Raw genomic sequence first — 16,572 nt, 5'->3', positions numbered from 1 at the left:
GTTCCGCGGGGACGGCTGCCCCGGACGGGTTGCCAAGCGCGGGGCAGTCGGGTCCCTACGTGGCGACGAAGTCGACACGAAAGGGCCTGCCCCGCGCGCTAAAGCCGCTTTCCGGCGGCGAGGGAGGCGGACATGAATTCGGCGACGACCTTTTGGGAGATGGCGACGTCGAGGACGAATACGCCGGTGTTGTGGGTCGCCAGCCAGGCCTCGAGCACGGCGAGGTCGGCCAGGCGGGTGGCCTTGATGCCTTCGGCGCCCAGGGCCCGTCCGACGGCGGCGAAGTCGACCTCGTCGATGAGCATGGCCTGCTCGTGGAGCCCCTTCGAGGCGTACTGGTGCAGCTCGGCGCCGTAGGCGGAGTCGTTGAGCACCACAACCACCCCGTGCCGGGTGGTGCGCAGGAACGTCTCGAAGTCGGCCAGCCCCATCAGGCCTCCGCCGTCGCCGGAGAAGAACACGGTGGTGCGCTCCGGGCGGGCCGCGGACACGCCGGCCGCGGAGCCGAAGCCCAGCCCGATGCTCTGGAAGGCGGTGCCCACCAGGACCATGGCCTGCGGGTCCGGAACCGAGAGGTACATCGGGGCCCAGCCGATGAAGTGGCCCCCGTCCATCACCACCGAGCGCTGGGCCGGCAGGATGTGCTCGAGGGCCGCGACCACCGCGCGCGGGTTGAGCCGCCCGTCCTCGCCGAACTCGGCAGGATCCTCGATCGGGTCCGGACCCCGGAAGGACGCGGAGGCGACCTCCGGCGCGGCGGCCCGCCAGGTTCCGGCCCCGTCCCCGGCGGGGAGGAGGGCAGCGAGGTCCCGCAGGAACGGGGCCAGGTCGGCGCGGACGTAGTCGGTGACCTGGGGGTGTCCCGAATCCGGTTCGTTGTCGACGCGGATCACGCGTGTGCCCGACGCAAAGAGGGTCCCGTAGCGGGACTGGAAGGCGTTCAGCGAAGCCCCCGCCACCAGCACGACGTCGGCCTGCCGGGCCAGTTCGAGGCGGTGGTCTCGGGTGAAGCCGCCGGCGATGCCCAGGTTCCAGGGGGAATCGACGACGTTCGCCGCCATGACCGAGGTCATGAACAGGGCCCCGAGCCGGTCCCCCACGTCCTTGAGCGCCGCTTCGGCATGGCCCAGCAGCACCCCGCGGCCGGCCAGGACCAGGGGCCTTTCGGCGGCGCGCAGGATGGAAGCGATGCGGCCGAGTTCCTCCGGCCGGACGGAGCGGGCCGGCTTGGGCGGCAGCGGGGGCAGTTCCGCGGCCGCGGCGTCCCCGCTCAGGGGCGCGGTGGTGTGGTCGTACGGGATGGCCAGCACCACCGGCTGGACGGTGTGGAGGGCCAGGTCGAAGGCGCGGTGGGCCACCGCCGTCGCATTCTCCGGACCGGCCACCAGCGTCATGACGCCAACGGCCGCCGCGGCGGCGGGCTGGTCGATGTCGAAGGCGCGCGGCCCGCCGGTGGGCGCGTCCCCGACCACCAGCACCAGCGGGATCCGGGCCAGCCTGGCCTCGGCGAGCGCCGTGTAGGTGTTCGTGAACCCGGCGCCGTAGGTGGTCGTGGCCACGCCGACCTTCCCGGTCGCGCGGTGCCAGGCGTCGGCCATGGCCACCGTGGCGGCCTCGTGCCGGGCCGAGGTGAAGGGGAACCCGGCCCGCGTGAGGTGGCTGATGACGTGGGCGTTGCCGTTACCCATCAGGCCGAACAGGTGCTCCGCGCGTTCGGCGATCACCTCCGCCACGGCGGTGGAGACGGTCTGGGGCACGGTTGCGACGGGCACAGTTGCGACGGGCACAGTTGCGTCGGGCACGGTTGCGTGGGCCACGGGGGTCCTTTCGGGGAGGGCTTCGGGGGTGCGGTGCGGTCCAGGCAGGAGCGTCATGCGGACGGGAAGGCCGAGCGGTCGCGCAGGACGGCCAGGACCCGGTCATTGGTTTCCGGATCCGCGAGGGTGATCCGGACGCCGTCCCCGGCGTAGGCGCGCACCAGCACGTCGGCCCGGTCGAAGGCGTCGTTGAGCGCGGACCGCAAGCCGTCCCCGGCCCGCAGCCACACGAAGTTCGCCTGGCTCTGCGGAACGTCCCACCCGGCCTGCCGCAGCGCGTCCGTGACGCGGCGGCGTTCCCGCGCCACCGCGGCGGCACGTTCGCGGACCTCCTCCGCGGCGTCCAGGGACGCGATCGCCGCCCGCTGCGCCAGGGAGTTGACGCCGAACGGCAGGGCGACGCGGCGCAGGCCCTCGGCGAGTCCCCGGTGCGCCACCGCGTAGCCCACGCGCAGTCCGGCCAGCCCGTAGGCCTTGGAGAAGGTGCGCAGCACGCACACGTTCCGGTGCGCCCGGAAGAGCCCCAGGGCGTCCAGCCGGTCGGCCTCGTCGACGAATTCGACGTACGCCTCGTCGATCAGCACCAGCACGTGGGGAGGAACCGCCGCCACGAACCGGGCCAGCGCGTCGTGGTCCACGGCCACGCCGGTCGGGTTGTTCGGCGAGCAGACCACCACCACGCGCGTCCGCTCCGTGACCGCGTCCAGCATCGCCTCCAGGTCGTGCCCCTCGTCCGCACCCAGCGGGACCGGAACGGGGGCCGCGCCGGTGAGGGAGACCAGGATGGGGTACGCCTCGAAGGAGCGCCAGGCGAACACCACCTCGTCGCCCGGTCCGCAGGTGGCGGCAAGGATCTGCTGCAGCACCCCCACGCTGCCCGGGCCCACCGCCACCTCGTCGGCGTCGGCCTCCACGAAGGCGGCGATCCGCTCCCGCAGTTCCGTCGCCGCCATGTCCGGGTAGCGGTTGATGCGGCCCGCACCCTGAAGGACCGTCTCCAGCACCGAGGGCAACGGCCCCTCGTGGCTCTCGTTGGAGGCCAGGGCAGCCGTCAGGTCGCTGGAGGACCGGCGGCCGGCCACGTAGCCGGGCAGTTGGGACACCACGTCCCGCAGGGCCGGTTCGCCAGGCTCCGTGGTGCGGGCGGAGGTGGAGCTGATGGTCATGGGGGTCCTTCCTGGGAACTCGAGGCCCCGCGCCTCGGGTTCCAAGGCCTGCCGGGACGCTGTCACCACGGTGTGACGCGCGGTCTCGATACTCGGCCCGGAAGGATGAGACGCGCAACACACTTCCGCCGAAATGCGATGGATGCTCAACGGCGCCCCGTTTTCATGGCATCCTGCTCAATGTGTACCGTCTTGACGCCTTGGACGCGCGAATACTCCTGGCTCTGGACCGGGACCCGTCGGCGACCATCCTCGCCCTGTCCCAGACCCTGGGGGTCGCCCGGAACACCGTGCATGCGCGGCTGCGGCGCCTCACGGAAGGCGGCGCCCTCCAGCCCTTCAGCCGGCGGGTGGATCCGCGGGCGCTGGGCTACGACCTCACGGCGTTCGTGGAGCTTGCCATCCGTCAAGGGGCCGGCGACGCGGCCCTGGCGGAACTGCGGAAGATCCCGGAGATCATTGAGATCCACTCGACCACCGGGGATGTGGATTTCCTCCTTCGGGTGGTGGCCCGGGACACCGCCGACCTGCACCGCATCACGAACCTGATGCTGGAGATTCCCGGCGTGCTGCGCACCAACACCTCGATCGCCCTGCAGGAGGTCATGCCGCTGCGGCTCACGGAACTGCTGCGCCAGGCCACTGAGGGAAAGTAGCCACTGAGGGAAGGTAACCGCGGAGGGGGCGGTGGGACCGCCTAGGTCCCCGGTCGAGGGAAAGCCGGTGCGGCACGCGTTCGCTGGAAGTCCGGACGGTGGGCGTCAGGCATAAATGCCTACAACCGCATCCGTTGGAGAATGGTGGCGGAGATTTCCTCAACCGACATGGACGCGGAGTTCACGTACGGCACCTGGTTGAGTCTGTACATCTCCTCGGCGTTGCGCAGTTCGTAACTGCATTGGGCCATCGAGGCGTAGGTGGTGCCGGGGCGGCGTTCATGGCGTACCTGGCTCAGCCTGGCCGGCAGGGAGATCAGCCCGAAGCACTTGCGCACAAAGGGCTGCAGCGGCCGCGGAAGTTCACCGCGGGCAAAGTCCTCCTCGATCAGGGGGAAGTTGGCGGCCAGGATCCCGTGCTGCAGGGCCAGGTACATGGCCGTCGGGGTCTTGCCGCACCGCGAGGGGGCGATGAGGATCAGATCCGCGCGCTCCAAAGCGCGGATGGACTGCCCGTCGTCGTGTTCGATGGCGTATTCGACGGCGGTCATGCGGGACTGGTAGCGGATGGCGTCGCCGACGCCGTGCGCCTTGCCCGGCTCTCCGCTGGCGGAGGCGTGCAGGGCCTGCTCCAGCACGCCGATGTGGGCGCCGAACAGGTCCACGAAGTGCCCGCCGCTCTGCGCGAGGATCGTGCGGATGTCCTGGTTGACGGCGGTGGAGAAGACGATCGGTCGCGGGCCTGCCGCGGCGAGGCGGTCGATGACGGCGACGACCTCCCGCGCCTGCTCCACCGTGGTGATGAAGGGGATGGTGCGCCGCTCCAGCCGCTGCCCGGGAAACTGGGTCAACAGGGTGTTGCCCAGGGTCTCGGCCGTGATGCCGGTGCTGTCGGAGAGGAAGAACACCACGGGGGCGGGCACATGCTCCGCCCCCGTGGCGTCCCGGTCAGGTGCCGTGTTCACTGCGGCAGGATCCTTCCCGACACTGCTGGCGCGTGCACGCTCAGACCGCGGAGCGGATGCCGGACCGGGCCAGGCGCAGCCAGGTGTCGGTCACGGCATCGGGGTTGAGCGAGATGGAGCTGATGCCCTGCTCCAGCAGCCACTCGGCGAAGTCCGGGTGGTCGCTGGGGCCTTGGCCGCAGATGCCGACGTACTTGCCGCGGGCGCGGCAGGCGGCAATGGCCATTTCCAGCAGCTTGGTGACCGCCGGGTTGCGTTCGTCGAATCCGCCGGCGACCAGGGCAGAGTCCCGGTCCAGGCCGAGGGTGAGCTGGGTCAGGTCGTTGGAGCCGATGGAGAAGCCGTCGAAGTACTCCAGGAACTCGTCGGCCAGCAGGGCGTTGGCCGGCAGTTCGCACATCATGACGATTTCCAGTCCGTCCTCGCCGCGGCGCAGGCCGTTGGCGGCGAGCAGCTCGGTCACGCCGCGTGCCTCCTCAAGGGTGCGCACGAACGGGACCATGAGCTTGATGTTGGACAGGCCCATCTCGTTGCGGACGAACTTCAGGGCCTCGCACTCGAGCTCGAACGCCTGGCGGAACGAGTCCGAAAGATACCGTGAGGCGCCGCGGTAGCCGATCATCGGGTTCTCTTCGGACGGCTCGAAGGCGGAGCCGCCGAGCAGGTTGGCGTACTCGTTGGACTTGAAGTCCGAAAGCCGGATGATGACCGGCTCCGGGGCAAAGGCGGCGGCGATGGTGGAGATGCCCTCGGCCAGGCGCTTCACGTAGTAGTCGCGCGGGCCGTCGTAGGCGGCGATCTTTTCCCGGATCTGCTCCACGCTGTAGTCCGAGAGCGCGGCCGGCCGTTCGATCTCGCCGGCCAGGGCCAGCAGGGCATTGGGGTGGATGCCGATCTGGCGGTTGATGATGAATTCCAGGCGGGCCAGCCCGACGCCGTGGTGCGGGAGCCGGGAAAAGCCGAAGGCCTGCTCGGGGGTGCCGACGTTCATCATGATTTTGACCGGGGCCTCCGGCATCGTGTCCAGGGCGGTTTCCTGCAGCGTGTAGTCCAGCAGCCCCTCGTACACCAGGCCTGCCTCGCCCTCGGCGCACGAGACGGTCACCGGAGCGCCATCGGCCAGGACCTGGGACGCGTTTCCGGTACCGACCACCGCCGGGATGCCCAGTTCCCGGGCAATGATGGCCGCGTGGCAGGTGCGCCCGCCGCGGTCGGTGACGATGGCGGCAGCCTTCTTCATGATCGGTTCCCAGTCCGGGTCGGTCATGTTCGCCACCAGGACGTCGCCGGCCTGGAACGAGGCCATCTGGTCGATCGAGGCCAGCACGCGCACCTGGCCGGCGCCGATGCGCTGGCCGATGGCCCGGCCCTCGGCCAGGACCGCGGAGCGCTCGTTGAGCGTGTAGCGGGAGATCACACCGGTGTTCCTGCGGGATTCGACGGTCTCCGGGCGGGCCTGCAGGATGTACAGTTCACCGTCCACCCCGTCCTTGCCCCACTCGATGTCCATGGGACGGCCGTAGTGGGCCTCGATGGCCACCGCGTGCCGGGCCAGCTGCTCGACCTCGGCGTCGGTCAGGCTGAAGCGGCGGCGCTGGCGGACCGGCACGGGCACGAAATCGATGGTCTTGCCGACCTCGCGGGAGTCGGTGTAGGTCATCTGCACGGCCTTTTCGCCCAGGCCCCGCTTGAGCACCGCCGGGCGGCCGGCGGCCAGGGCGGGCTTGTGCACGTAGAACTCATCCGGGTTCACCGCGCCCTGGACCACTGCCTCGCCCAGTCCGTAAGAGGAGGTGATGAAGACCGCGTCGGTGAAACCGGATTCGGTGTCCATTGTGAACATCACGCCGGAGGCCCCGATGTCCGAGCGGACCATGCGCTGGATGCCGGCGGACAGGGCCACTTCGGAGTGCGTGAAACCGTGATGGACCCGGTAGGCGATGGCCCGATCGTTGTAGAGGGAGGCAAAGACGTCCTTGATGGCGTGCAGGACATTCTCCACGCCCCTGATGTTCAGGAAGGTTTCCTGCTGGCCGGCGAAGGAGGCATCCGGCAGGTCCTCGGCCGTGGCGCTGGAGCGCACCGCCCAGGACACGTCCCCGCCGTGGCCGTCGGCCAGGCGGCCGTAGGCGGTGCGGACCTGCTCCTCGAAACCGGCCGGGAACGGGGTGTCGCGGATCAGGTCGCGGATCTGCGTCCCGGCCAGGGCCAGGGCGGTCACGTCGTCGCTGTCCAGGCCCTCAAGGATCGCGGCAATCCGCTCGTCGAGGCCGGACTCGCCCAGGAAACGCCGGTAGGCATCGGCCGTCGTGGCAAAACCGTCCGGGACCCTGACTCCTGCCGAGGCGAGGTTGCGGACCATCTCCCCTAGTGAGGCGTTTTTGCCACCGACCTGGTCAAGGTCGGTCAGGGCGAGGTCGGAAAACCAAAGAACATCGGTCATGGGTGGTGCTCCTTCATTGGGGCACGCGCCGATAAGCGCTGTGAAATAGATGGGTGTGCCAAGGCTGGCCGGACGCGGACCGCGGAAGCAAGCTAGTGTGACGCACGCAACATGGAGAAGGTCATCAACGGCGTGCCGGTTACGAATAAGCGCGCATATGACAGCGGCGGCGCCGAAACCATTGAAGAAAACCGCCCCGTCAGCTACAAGCCCGCGACCGGGTACCCGAAAGCGACAGGCAGGATCCACCGATGAGTGGACCCCGCATGGCCCCGGCAACCGCAGCCAAACCGCCCCTGCGGCACAGTCGCTGGATGGGCCGATAAATTGGGTCCGTGATTCGCATTGACCAAGACGACCCCGCGCGGGCGGATGTCCACCGGCTCCTGAGCGAGCACCTGGCGGACATGTTCGCCACCTCCCCTGCCGAAAGCGTGCACGTGCTGGACCATTCGGCGCTTTCCGGGCCGGAAATCACGTTCTGGACGGCCCGCGAGGAAGGCGGGCTCCTGGGGTGCGGGGCTCTCAAACTCCTCGCCGCCCCGCCGGGCTCGGCGCAGCACGGGGGAAAACAGCACGGCGAAATCAAGTCCATGCGCACCACGGAAGGCGCGCGGGGGCGCGGCATCGCCACCCTGATGCTCGGGCACATCCTGGACGAGGCCCGAAGCCGGGGCTGGGGACGCCTCTATCTCGAGACGGGTACCCAGGAGTATTTCGCTCCCGCCCGGCGCCTGTACGCCCGCCACGGGTTCACCGAGTGCCCGCCCTTTGCCGGCTACGTTTTGGATCCGAACAGCGTCTTCATGGAACTCCGCCTGTAACTAAAAGATCAGGTCAGGGGCAGGTTGGCGCAGGAGCGGCAGCGCCGGCCACCGGTCCGCGCTGGCTCCTCTCGAGGGCTCCCGACGGCACGCGGCAAAGCCCGTCGCCGCCGTCGTTCCGGAATCCGTTCCCAAGAAAACCTTTGACATCTTCCCGCCGCGCACCCAATCATTGAACGGTGTTCAATTCCTTTGATGTCCTGGCCGAACGGCAACTCTCCGGCGGCACCCTGACCCGCGAGGACGCCCGCGCGATCCTCGGCTCCGACGACGGCGCGCTGATGGACCTGGTGGCCGCGGCCGCCCGCCTGCGCCGCGCCCACTTCGGCAACACCGTCAAGGCGAACTACCTTGTCAACCTCAAGTCCGGCCTGTGCCCGGAGGACTGCACCTACTGCTCGCAGCGGCTGGGATCGGCAGCTGAAATCCTCAAGTACACCTGGCTCAAGCCCCACGAGGCGGCCGAGCAGGCGGCCAGCGGCATCCGCGCCGGCGCGTCCCGGGTCTGCCTGGTGGCCAGCGGCAAGGGCCCCACCAACCGCGACGTGGACCGGGTGGCCACCATGGTGGCCGGGCTCAAGGAGGAGCACCCCCACGTGGAGGTCTGCGCCTGCCTGGGAATCCTCAAGGAGGGCCAGGCCGACAAGCTCAAGGCGGCCGGCGTGGACGCCTACAACCACAACCTGAACACCAGCGAGTCCAACTACGCGGACATCTGCACCACCCACGAGTACGCGGACCGCGTGCGCACGGTGACCGCGGCCAAGGACGCCGGGCTCTCCCCCTGCTCGGGCCTGATCGTGGGCATGGGAGAGACGGACGAGGAGCTGATCGACGCGGTCTTCGCCCTGCGGGACCTGGGCAGCGACTCGATTCCGGTGAACTTCCTGATGCCCTTCGACGGCACCCCGCTGGAGGGCACCTGGCTGCTGACCCCGGCGCACTGCCTGCGGATCCTGGCTCTGGTCCGCTTCGCCTGCCCGGACACCGAGCTGCGCATGGCCGGCGGGCGGGAGATGCACCTGCGCTCGCTGCAGCCGCTGGCCCTGCACGTGGCCAACTCGCTCTTCCTCGGCGACTACCTGACCAGCGAGGGGCAGGCCACGAAGGCCGACCTGGACATGATCTCCGACGCCGGGTTCACGGTCCTGGCCCCGGCCGGCGCTGCTCCGGTCGCCGCGGATGCGGTGGGCGCGGACACAGTGGCCGCCCACGCGTGCGCGGCGGATGCGTGCTGCTCGGCCGACGACGGCGGGTCCTCCGCCGTCGAGCCCGCCTCCGCCGTCGAACCCGCCTCCCCCGTCGAATTGGCCATTCGCCGCCGCGGCGCCGGCACCGCGCTGGCACCCAATGCCTGAGTCCGCGCTGCTGGGCGGCACGGGGCTGGGCATGACGGGGCTGGTAGGGGCCGGACTGGCGAGCGCCGCGCTGGTTAACGCGGGAGCGAGCAGTCCGCAAGCGGCCGGTTCCGCGCCGGCCGGCCCCACGCTGATCGCCCGCGACCGCGGCCTGCTCTGGCATCCGTACGCCCCGCTGGACGGGCCCGCCCCGTACGCGGTCACCGCCGCGGAGGGCGTGCGGCTGCGTCTGGAGTCGTCCGACGGCGAGCGCTTCGAGGCCGTGGACGCGATGAGCTCCTGGTGGTCCGCCATCCACGGCTACCGGCACCCCGTGCTGGACGCCGCGGTGCGGGACCAGGCCGGGCGCTTCAGCCACGTCATGTTCGGCGGCCTCACGCACGAACCCGCCGTCCGGCTGGCCGAGCAGCTGGTGGAGCTGGCCCCGGAGCCGCTGCGGCACGTGTTCCTCGCCGACTCCGGTTCCGTCTCCGTGGAGGTGGCCCTGAAGCTGGCCATCCAGTACCAGGCGGCCACCGGCCGGCCGGACAGGCACGCGTTCCTGGCCCTGCGCGGGGGCTACCACGGGGACACGTTCGGCGCGATGAGCGTGTGCGATCCGGTGGACGGCATGCACGCGGCCTTCCCCTCCCTGCCCGCCCAGCGTTTCCTGCCCCGACCGCCGGCCGCGCGGCTGAATGGCGGCCTGTCCCCCGACGGCGTGCTGGCCTCGGACGCGGCCGAGGTCGCCGCGTGGGTGGCGGAACTGGAGGCCGCCGTCGAACGTGACGGGCAGGAGCTGGCAGGCATTATCGTGGAGCCGGTGCTGCAGGGGGCCGGCGGCATGCACGCCTACGCGCCCGAGTGCCTGCGGGCGCTGCGCCGGGTCGCTGACGAGCACGGGCTGCTGCTCATCTTCGACGAGATCGCCACCGGCTTCGGCCGCACCGGCAGGCTCTTCGCCGGCGAGTGGGCGGGCGTGGTGCCTGACGTGATGTGCGTGGGCAAGGCGCTGACCGGCGGCTACCTGACGCTGGCGGCGCTGCTGTGCTCCTCCGGCGTCGCCGCGGCGATCACCGCCTCGGAGTTCCGGGCCCTGCTGCACGGGCCCACCTTCATGGCCAACCCGCTGGCCTGCGCGGTGGCGTCCGCCTCGCTGGACCTGCTGGCTTCCGCCCGGTGGAGGGACCAGGTCCGCAGCATCGAAGGGGCCCTGCAGGCGTCGCTGGCCCCGGCCGCCGGCCTGGGATCGGTCCGTGACGTGCGCGTCCTCGGCGCCGTCGGCGTCGTCGAACTGGACCGGCCGGTGGACGTCCAGGCCCTCACCCGCGCCGCGCTCGAACACGGCGTGTGGGTGCGCCCGTTCCGTAACCTCGTCTACGCCATGCCGCCGTACGTCTGCTCCGCCGCGGACGTGGCCGCGATCGGAAGCGGCATCGTCGCCGCCGTCGGGGCGGTGCACGGCTGATGGGCTCCATGCAGGACTGGCTCGGCGCCCAGGCGCGGGTCCGCAGCCGCCGCGGCCTGGTCCGGAGCACCGTGCCGCGCCCAGATGTATCCCACCTAGATGCATCCCGCACCGATGCTTCCCGCAACGGCGCCGCCGTCCTGGATACGGCCGTGTTGGACTCCCCTCTTTTGGACCTGGCCTCCAACGACTACCTCGGCCTCGCCGCGGATCCGCGGCTGCAGGCGGCCGGGATTGCCGCCGTTGCCCGCTACGGCACCGGCGCCCGCTCCTCCCGGGTGGTCACCGGCACGCACCCGGTCCACGCCGAACTGGAGGCCGAACTTGCCGCCCTGACCGGCCAGCCCGCGGCGCTCGCGTTCTCCAGCGGCTACACCGCGAACCTGGGCATCCTCACCGCGCTCGGCGGACCCGGGACGCTGATCGTCCGGGACGAACACGCCCACGCCTCCCTGATCGACGGCGCCCGGCTCTCCCGCTCCCCCCTGGAGGTGTTCCCCCACGGGGACCTGGAGGCGCTGGCCCGGCTGCTGGCGCAGCGCAGCCAGCCGCGCGCCGTCGTCGTGATCGAATCCATCTACTCGGTGCTCGGGGACGCCGCGGATGTGGCCGCCACCGCGGAACTGTGCGCCGAGTACGACGCGCTGCTGGTGGTCGACGAGGCGCACGGAATCGGCGTGGCCGGCGGCGGACGCGGGGCGGTGCACGCGGCCGGGCTGGCCGGGGCCGAGCACGTGGTGCTGACCACCACCCTCTCCAAGGCCCTCGGGGCCCAGGGCGGGGCCGTGCTCGGGTCCGCCGCGCTGCGCGAGCACCTGGTCAACACCGCCCGGAGCTTCATCTTCGACACCGCCCTGGCCCCCTGCGCCGCCGCCGCGGCCGCGGAGGCCTGCCGGATCATCGCCGCCGAGCCCGGGCGGGTGGAATCCGTGGCCCGCAACGCGGCACTGATCGCCGGGGCCCTGGGCCTGGAACAGGCCGCCGGCGCCGTCCAGTCCGTGCCCGTCGGCCCGGCCACCCGCGCCGCCGGCCTGGCCGCGCGACTGGAGGAGGCGGGCGTGCTGGTGGGCTGCTTCCGCCCCCCGAGCGTGCCGGACGGGATCTCGCGGCTGCGCCTCACCGCCCGGGCAGACCTGTCCCCGGAACAGCTCCGCGCCGCCGCCGCCCTGATCCGCACCCTGCTGTCCCTGACGGAGGTTCCCGCATGAGCTACCACGTGGTCCAGGACCCGGAGCAGGTCCGCGAGGTCCTGCGCCGGATCGACGACTTCCTGCCCACCAACGCCCTGACGTCGGTGGTGCCGCTGAGCCCGGCGGCGCTGCGGATCCTCAGCCGGGCGCGCTTCGCCCTGCCTCCCGTGCTGGCCTCCGCCACCGGGGAACGGCACCGTCTGGTGCGTTCGGTGGTGGCCGGGTTCTTCACCCCGGCCAAGGTCGCCGGCATCGGTCCGCGGGTGCGGGAGCTGACCCGGGCCCGTGCCGAGGCGGCGGCGGCCGCCCTGGCTGGCGGGCCGGTGGACCAGCCCGGCGGCCCGGTGGACCTGGCCGCGACGATTGCCGCGCACATCCCGCCGGTGATCATGCAGGAGCTCACCGGCTTCCCGTTGCCGGATCCGGCCGTGCTCAAGCGCTGGAGCCAGGATTCGCTGGAGCTGTTCTGGGGCTGGCCGGACGAGGACCGCCAGCTGGAGCTGGCGCGGACCGCGGCCGAGTTCTACACGTGGCTGCGGGCGGAGGTCATCGCCAGCCGCGGCGGCGGCTCGCTCTTCGGCGCCCTGTCCGCGGCCGGGCTGTCCACCGCCGAGGTCTGCTCGCTGGGCTACTTCCTGCTGATCGCCGGGCAGGAGACCACCGCCCTGCTGATCGGCACCGCCCTCTACCGGGCGCTGCAGGATCCGGCGCACTGGGCGCGGTTGGCCGGCGGCGGCTCCGCCCGGGAGCTGGTCCGTACAGTCCTGGCCGTGGAACCGTCGGTGCACACCTGGCGCCGGGCCTGCCCGGCGGACACGGTCCTGGGCGGCACCGAACTGCCCGCGGGGTCCGAGATCCTGCTGGAGCTGGCCGGCCACCATGATCCGGACGCCGCCCCCACCGCCTACTCGCTGGCCTTCGGGCACGGGCTGCACCGCTGCCTCGGCGCGAAGCTCGCCGAGCTGGAGACCGTCCTGGCCGTGGAGGAAACCGCCCGCGCGCTGCCTGGCGTGCGCCTGTGCGGGCCGGAGCCGGACTGGCTGCGGCTGCTTTCCTTCCAGGCTCCGCTGACCGTAACCGTGGAGGCACTCTGACCATGGAGGAACTATGACCGCGCGCCCTTCCGCCCTGCCGCCGCTGCTGTTCGTCACCGGGACGGACACCGGCGTCGGCAAGACCATCACGACGGCGGCGCTCGCCGCCCTCCTGTCCCGGTCCGGCCCGCACGGGCCGGGTGATTCCGGCCCGCACGAGCCCACCGCAGGCGCCGTGGCGGTGTACAAGCCCACGCAGACCGGCGTGCTCGGGGACGAGCCGGGCGACATGGACGAGGTGCGGCGGCTGGCCGGCGTCCCGGAGGTCTTCGAAGGCGTCCGGCTGAAGGCCCCGATGGCCCCGCCGCCGGCCGCCGCCTTGGAGGGCGCCGCGCTGCCGCCCCTGGCCGAGCATGTCGCGCGCATCGAGGGACTGGCCAGGGACCACCGGCACGTGCTGGTCGAAGGCGCCGGCGGGCTGCTGGTGGAGCTGGACGGTGCCGGGCACACCCTCGCCGACCTCGCGGCCGCCTTCCCGGAGCGGGCCGGAACCGTGGTGGTCTGCCGCAGCGGGCTCGGCACCCTCAACCACACCCAGCTGACCCTGGAGGCGCTCGGCCGCCGGGGCCTGCACGTGGCCGGGCTGGTCATCGGATCCTGGCCCGAGGACCCGGACCAGGTGGAGCTGTCCAACCGGGAGCACCTGCGCGGGCTGCCGGTGCCCTTCCTCGGCGCGGTCCCGGCCGGGGCCTCGGCCCTGGCGCCGGCCGAATTCGCGGCCGGGGCCGCAGGGTGGCTGGGAGAGAAGGGGATGGAGGAAAAGGGGTTCGACGCCGGCGCTGTTTCGGCCCGCTGACGGACCGGCGGGCGGCGTCGAACAGGGGCCCTTGACAATGTATACGTATACAAAGAGACTGGGAGCTTCGGGACAACCGTTACCAGGAGAAACAGAATGTTCACCCCACAGCCTCCACTCGGGCCGGTCCAGGCATGAGCGGCGTACTCTCCGGACGGAGTGCGGTTGTCACCGGCGCCGGGAACGGCCTCGGCCGCGCGATTTCCCTCGCCTTGGCGAGTGAGGGCGTAGCCGTTGGCCTGCTGGGACGGCAGCCCGAAAAGCTGGAGGCGGTTGCCGCCGAGATCGCGGACCTGGGCGGCGAAGCCTTCACAATCATCTGCGACACGTCCGATCCGAAGTCCGTCGACGACGCGCGCGATGCGCTGGCTGAACGGTCCATCTCCATCCTGGTCAACAACGCCGGCGTGGCCGGGCCGGTGGCGCCCCTGACGGACATCGACCCCCAGGAGTGGGATGACGTCTTCGCCGTGAACGTGCGGGGGACCTTCCTCATGTGCCGGGCGTTCCTCCCGCCGATGATCGCGCGCGGCGCCGGAGACATCATCAACATCGCCTCGGTCGCAGCGAAGCGCCCGCTCTCGGGCCGCACCCCGTACGGCGCGTCCAAGGCGGCGGTGCTTGGCCTGACCGCCACGCTCGCGGTCGAGGTCGCGCCCCACGGCGTCGCCGTAAACTCCCTGTCCCCCGGCCCGATCGCCGGACCACGGATGAGCCGGAACTTCGCCCTGGAGGCAGCCCGCCGGGGCATCCCCGTCGAACAGGCCGAGGAGGAGTACGTCTCGCGGGCAGCCACGCGGCGCATGGTCACCGAGGAGGAGGTCGGTGCCGCCGTCGTGGCCATGCTCGGCATGGGCGGGCTCTGCGGCGCCGACATTGACCTGACCGCTGGCATGATCGCCCGCTAACCGGAAGTCCTCGCCAGGCTCTCCGGCTTCAGGTTTGGGACGGGATCAGACCAATACGGACCGACGGTCGCTCTGCCCGGGGTCTAGAGCGGGACGGATTGCCTGGCGGCGTGACTGTCGCGGCCATATGTGGGGTGCCCGCCGTGCAGGCTGGCGAGCAGGCTTTCCACCAGGCTCGGCGCCTCTGCGCTTCCTCCGGCGCCATAGAGGTGGAAGTCGGGCCGGATCAGCGCGACGCTGGTTTTCGAGTCCTCAAGCTCAAGGGAGTCCAACCATCGATGGTAGGTACCGTCGATGTCTTCGACAATCGTGATACCGTCACGATCCGCTCCATCGGAGTCGCCCAATGCCACGAGGCGGATGCCCACGCGTGCCAGAATCCTGCGCTCCGCGGGGGAAATGCCGTGAAGCATTTCTGCATGACGGGCCAGGAGGGCGCCGGGGCCACCAAGAACATCATCCAGCAGGGAAGTACGTCCACCTGGAAGGGCGACCCGCCCTTGGATCGCCAGCTCTCCGCCGTGCTGGCCGATGTGCAGGCCGGGACCGAGCCCCGGCCGGGGTGGAGCCGGCGCTGTCCGCGTGTCGGCCCACTCGCGAATCATCCGGTGGTCGCGTTCGGCGGCTTCTGCCGGGTCGGTCAGGCAGATGACCTCCCCGAGGGCCATGGAGAACTTCACGAAGGCGACGGCGTGCTGCGAGCGTTCCGGGCCGTACGTGTCCAGGAGCCGCTCGTCAGCTAGCCCGTCAAGGACGGCTGAGAGCTTCCAAGCGAGGTTCACGGCATCCCGCATTCCCGCGCCGAGGCCCTGGCCGGCAAAGGGAGGCATCAGGTGGGCAGCGTCCCCCGCCAACAGCACTCTGCCATGGCGCCATCGGGTGGCCCAGCAGGCCTGGAAGGTGTAGACGGAGTGGCGCTCGAGCTCAGCGTTGTTCGGAGTGACGCCGTAGGGCGCCAGCAGCTCCCAGGCTTTCTCCGCGCGGTTGAGTTCTTCCTTGGTCTCTCCGGGAAGGCGCATGAACTCCCACCGGCGCCGCCCGGGTCCCCCGGGCACCATGGTGGCCGGCCGGGCCGTGTCGCACAGCTGGGAAGCCACATGGGGGAAATCCAATTCAGGACCGGGCTTGACGTCGACGACCAGCCAGTCATAAAAGAATCCGTCGTCGTGCCAGTCGATCCCTGCCCAGCGGCGCACCCCGCTGTTGGCCCCATCCGCTCCGACCAGCCAGTTGGAGATGACGGTGCACTGCCGCCCGTCCTCGGACCGGCGCAGCACGGCCCGAGCGGCTACGGCGTCCTGGGAAAGGTCGCCGGCCTCCCAGCCGCGCAGGACGGTGACCGAGGGCAATTCGGCGACGAGGGCATCCAGGCGGTCCTCAAGGTCAGGCTGGTTGAAGAAGTAGGTGTTGTACCACCCGGACTCGCCCACGCCGCTCCAGTCGACCTCCACCAGGGTCTGCCCGATTCCATTGCGCCACACGTACATGTCGTCGTAGGGCTGGGTCACTTCGGGAATGGTGTCCGGGGCCAGTCCGACGGACTGCAGGATGCGGGCAAAGTCCGAGCAGTGCGTGACCGCGCGCGGCAACGGGTAGCCGGCTTGCTTCCGGTCGACCACGACGACCCGGTGGCCGCGGCGAGCCAGCTGAATCGCCAGCAGCTTGCCTACGGGGCCAAAGCCCACGATCGTCACGTCGGCCGTGAGGATCTCCGGGACCTCGGGAGTGGTGTTCATGGTTGGCCTTCCGTTTCGGGCCCACGCGGGGCGGGAATGCCCCAACTGTAGGGAGCCGCTGATGACCCCCGTCCCGCAGCGTCCCGGCTTCCGGGACGGCACGTGATGCGCGTCACCACCTGTCCCGGAAGCCGGGACAGGCGTGTTGTGTGTATCACAGTGCTTTCGCACT

General features: G+C 71.0%; 14 protein-coding genes. 9 read left to right on the top strand and 5 right to left on the bottom strand.

Features of this window, described 5'->3' with window-relative positions; all coding sequences use genetic code 11:
• Positions 1-98: 98 nt before the first annotated feature.
• Both ABD912_RS18005 and ABD912_RS18000 read right to left on the bottom strand, forming a co-directional pair.
• Positions 99-1,817, bottom strand: a complete 1,719-nt coding sequence (locus ABD912_RS18005) for a thiamine pyrophosphate-binding protein (protein WP_345152991.1) — start codon at positions 1,815-1,817, stop codon at positions 99-101.
• Between the two features lie 53 nt (positions 1,818-1,870).
• Entirely contained in the window at positions 1,871-2,983 is a 1,113-nt protein-coding gene (locus ABD912_RS18000; RefSeq protein ID WP_345152988.1) for a histidinol-phosphate transaminase, read from the bottom strand.
• 182 nt (positions 2,984-3,165) lie between these two features.
• Between ABD912_RS18000 and ABD912_RS17995 the strand changes: the two genes are divergently transcribed.
• The gene (locus tag ABD912_RS17995) at positions 3,166-3,639 is read left to right on the top strand and encodes an Lrp/AsnC family transcriptional regulator (RefSeq protein WP_425548103.1); all 474 of its coding nucleotides are present in this window, start codon (positions 3,166-3,168) and stop codon (positions 3,637-3,639) included.
• A gap of 119 nt (positions 3,640-3,758) precedes the next feature.
• On the opposite strand, the gene ABD912_RS17990 is transcribed toward ABD912_RS17995, so the two are convergent.
• Positions 3,759-4,604 carry a pyruvate, water dikinase regulatory protein gene (locus ABD912_RS17990; protein WP_345152986.1) on the bottom strand — a complete coding sequence of 282 codons (846 nt, stop codon included), beginning with the start codon at positions 4,602-4,604 and terminating at the stop codon, positions 3,759-3,761.
• Between the two features lie 40 nt (positions 4,605-4,644).
• Positions 4,645-7,047, bottom strand: a complete 2,403-nt coding sequence (gene ppsA, locus ABD912_RS17985) for a phosphoenolpyruvate synthase (RefSeq protein WP_345152985.1) — start codon at positions 7,045-7,047, stop codon at positions 4,645-4,647.
• Positions 7,048-7,158: 111 nt separating this feature from the next.
• Here ppsA and ABD912_RS17980 point away from each other — a divergent pair, with 111 nt between their 5' ends.
• The 8 genes from ABD912_RS17980 to ABD912_RS17945 all read left to right on the top strand — a co-directional run bounded on the left by ABD912_RS17980 (position 7,159) and on the right by ABD912_RS17945 (position 14,664).
• The gene (locus ABD912_RS17980; protein ID WP_345152984.1) at positions 7,159-7,302 is read left to right on the top strand and encodes a hypothetical protein; all 144 of its coding nucleotides are present in this window, start codon (positions 7,159-7,161) and stop codon (positions 7,300-7,302) included.
• Between the two features lie 80 nt (positions 7,303-7,382).
• On the top strand, positions 7,383-7,871 hold the full coding sequence (locus tag ABD912_RS17975; protein WP_345152983.1) for a GNAT family N-acetyltransferase: 489 nt from the start codon (positions 7,383-7,385) through the stop codon (positions 7,869-7,871).
• Between the two features lie 179 nt (positions 7,872-8,050).
• Positions 8,051-9,229, top strand: coding sequence for a biotin synthase BioB (gene bioB / locus ABD912_RS17970; RefSeq protein ID WP_345152982.1), 1,179 nt, complete (start codon positions 8,051-8,053; stop codon positions 9,227-9,229).
• The gene (locus ABD912_RS17965; RefSeq protein ID WP_345152981.1) at positions 9,222-10,676 is read left to right on the top strand and encodes an adenosylmethionine--8-amino-7-oxononanoate transaminase; all 1,455 of its coding nucleotides are present in this window, start codon (positions 9,222-9,224) and stop codon (positions 10,674-10,676) included. Before bioB ends, ABD912_RS17965 begins: the two co-directional genes overlap by 8 nt.
• Positions 10,677-10,684: 8 nt before the next feature.
• The gene (locus ABD912_RS17960) at positions 10,685-11,884 is read left to right on the top strand and encodes an 8-amino-7-oxononanoate synthase (RefSeq protein ID WP_425548107.1); all 1,200 of its coding nucleotides are present in this window, start codon (positions 10,685-10,687) and stop codon (positions 11,882-11,884) included.
• A complete protein-coding gene (locus ABD912_RS17955; RefSeq protein ID WP_345152978.1) occupies positions 11,881-12,960 on the top strand; it encodes a cytochrome P450 in 1,080 nt (359 codons plus the stop codon). Before ABD912_RS17960 ends, ABD912_RS17955 begins: the two co-directional genes overlap by 4 nt.
• A gap of 13 nt (positions 12,961-12,973) precedes the next feature.
• Positions 12,974-13,756 (top strand): dethiobiotin synthase, encoded by a 783-nt coding sequence (gene bioD, locus ABD912_RS17950; protein WP_345152977.1) that lies wholly within the window; start codon positions 12,974-12,976, stop codon positions 13,754-13,756.
• A gap of 134 nt (positions 13,757-13,890) precedes the next feature.
• The gene (locus ABD912_RS17945; RefSeq protein ID WP_345152976.1) at positions 13,891-14,664 is read left to right on the top strand and encodes an SDR family NAD(P)-dependent oxidoreductase; all 774 of its coding nucleotides are present in this window, start codon (positions 13,891-13,893) and stop codon (positions 14,662-14,664) included.
• A gap of 83 nt (positions 14,665-14,747) precedes the next feature.
• On the opposite strand, the gene mhpA is transcribed toward ABD912_RS17945, so the two are convergent.
• A complete protein-coding gene (mhpA, locus tag ABD912_RS17940) occupies positions 14,748-16,400 on the bottom strand; it encodes a bifunctional 3-(3-hydroxy-phenyl)propionate/3-hydroxycinnamic acid hydroxylase MhpA (protein ID WP_345152975.1) in 1,653 nt (550 codons plus the stop codon).
• Positions 16,401-16,572 lie beyond the last annotated feature (172 nt).

This window comes from Arthrobacter ginkgonis (assembly GCF_039540195.1).
Lineage (GTDB): Bacteria > Actinomycetota > Actinomycetes > Actinomycetales > Micrococcaceae > Zafaria > Zafaria ginkgonis.
This window is presented reverse-complemented; position numbering and strand designations above follow the sequence as displayed.

What these genes read in the sequence shown, in the direction of transcription:
- ABD912_RS18000 (WP_345152988.1), bottom strand. Translation starts at nt 2,983, where the DNA reads ATGACCATCAGCTCCACCTCCGCCCGCACCACGGAGCCTGGCGAACCG.
- ppsA (WP_345152985.1), bottom strand. Translation starts at nt 7,047, where the DNA reads ATGACCGATGTTCTTTGGTTTTCCGACCTCGCCCTGACCGACCTTGAC.
- ABD912_RS17980 (WP_345152984.1), top strand. Translation starts at nt 7,159, where the DNA reads ATGGAGAAGGTCATCAACGGCGTGCCGGTTACGAATAAGCGCGCATAT.
- ABD912_RS17965 (WP_345152981.1), top strand. Translation starts at nt 9,222, where the DNA reads ATGCCTGAGTCCGCGCTGCTGGGCGGCACGGGGCTGGGCATGACGGGG.
- ABD912_RS17960 (WP_425548107.1), top strand. Translation starts at nt 10,685, where the DNA reads ATGCAGGACTGGCTCGGCGCCCAGGCGCGGGTCCGCAGCCGCCGCGGC.
- ABD912_RS17955 (WP_345152978.1), top strand. Translation starts at nt 11,881, where the DNA reads ATGAGCTACCACGTGGTCCAGGACCCGGAGCAGGTCCGCGAGGTCCTG.
- bioD (WP_345152977.1), top strand. Translation starts at nt 12,974, where the DNA reads ATGACCGCGCGCCCTTCCGCCCTGCCGCCGCTGCTGTTCGTCACCGGG.
- ABD912_RS17945 (WP_345152976.1), top strand. Translation starts at nt 13,891, where the DNA reads ATGAGCGGCGTACTCTCCGGACGGAGTGCGGTTGTCACCGGCGCCGGG.
- mhpA (WP_345152975.1), bottom strand. Translation starts at nt 16,400, where the DNA reads ATGAACACCACTCCCGAGGTCCCGGAGATCCTCACGGCCGACGTGACG.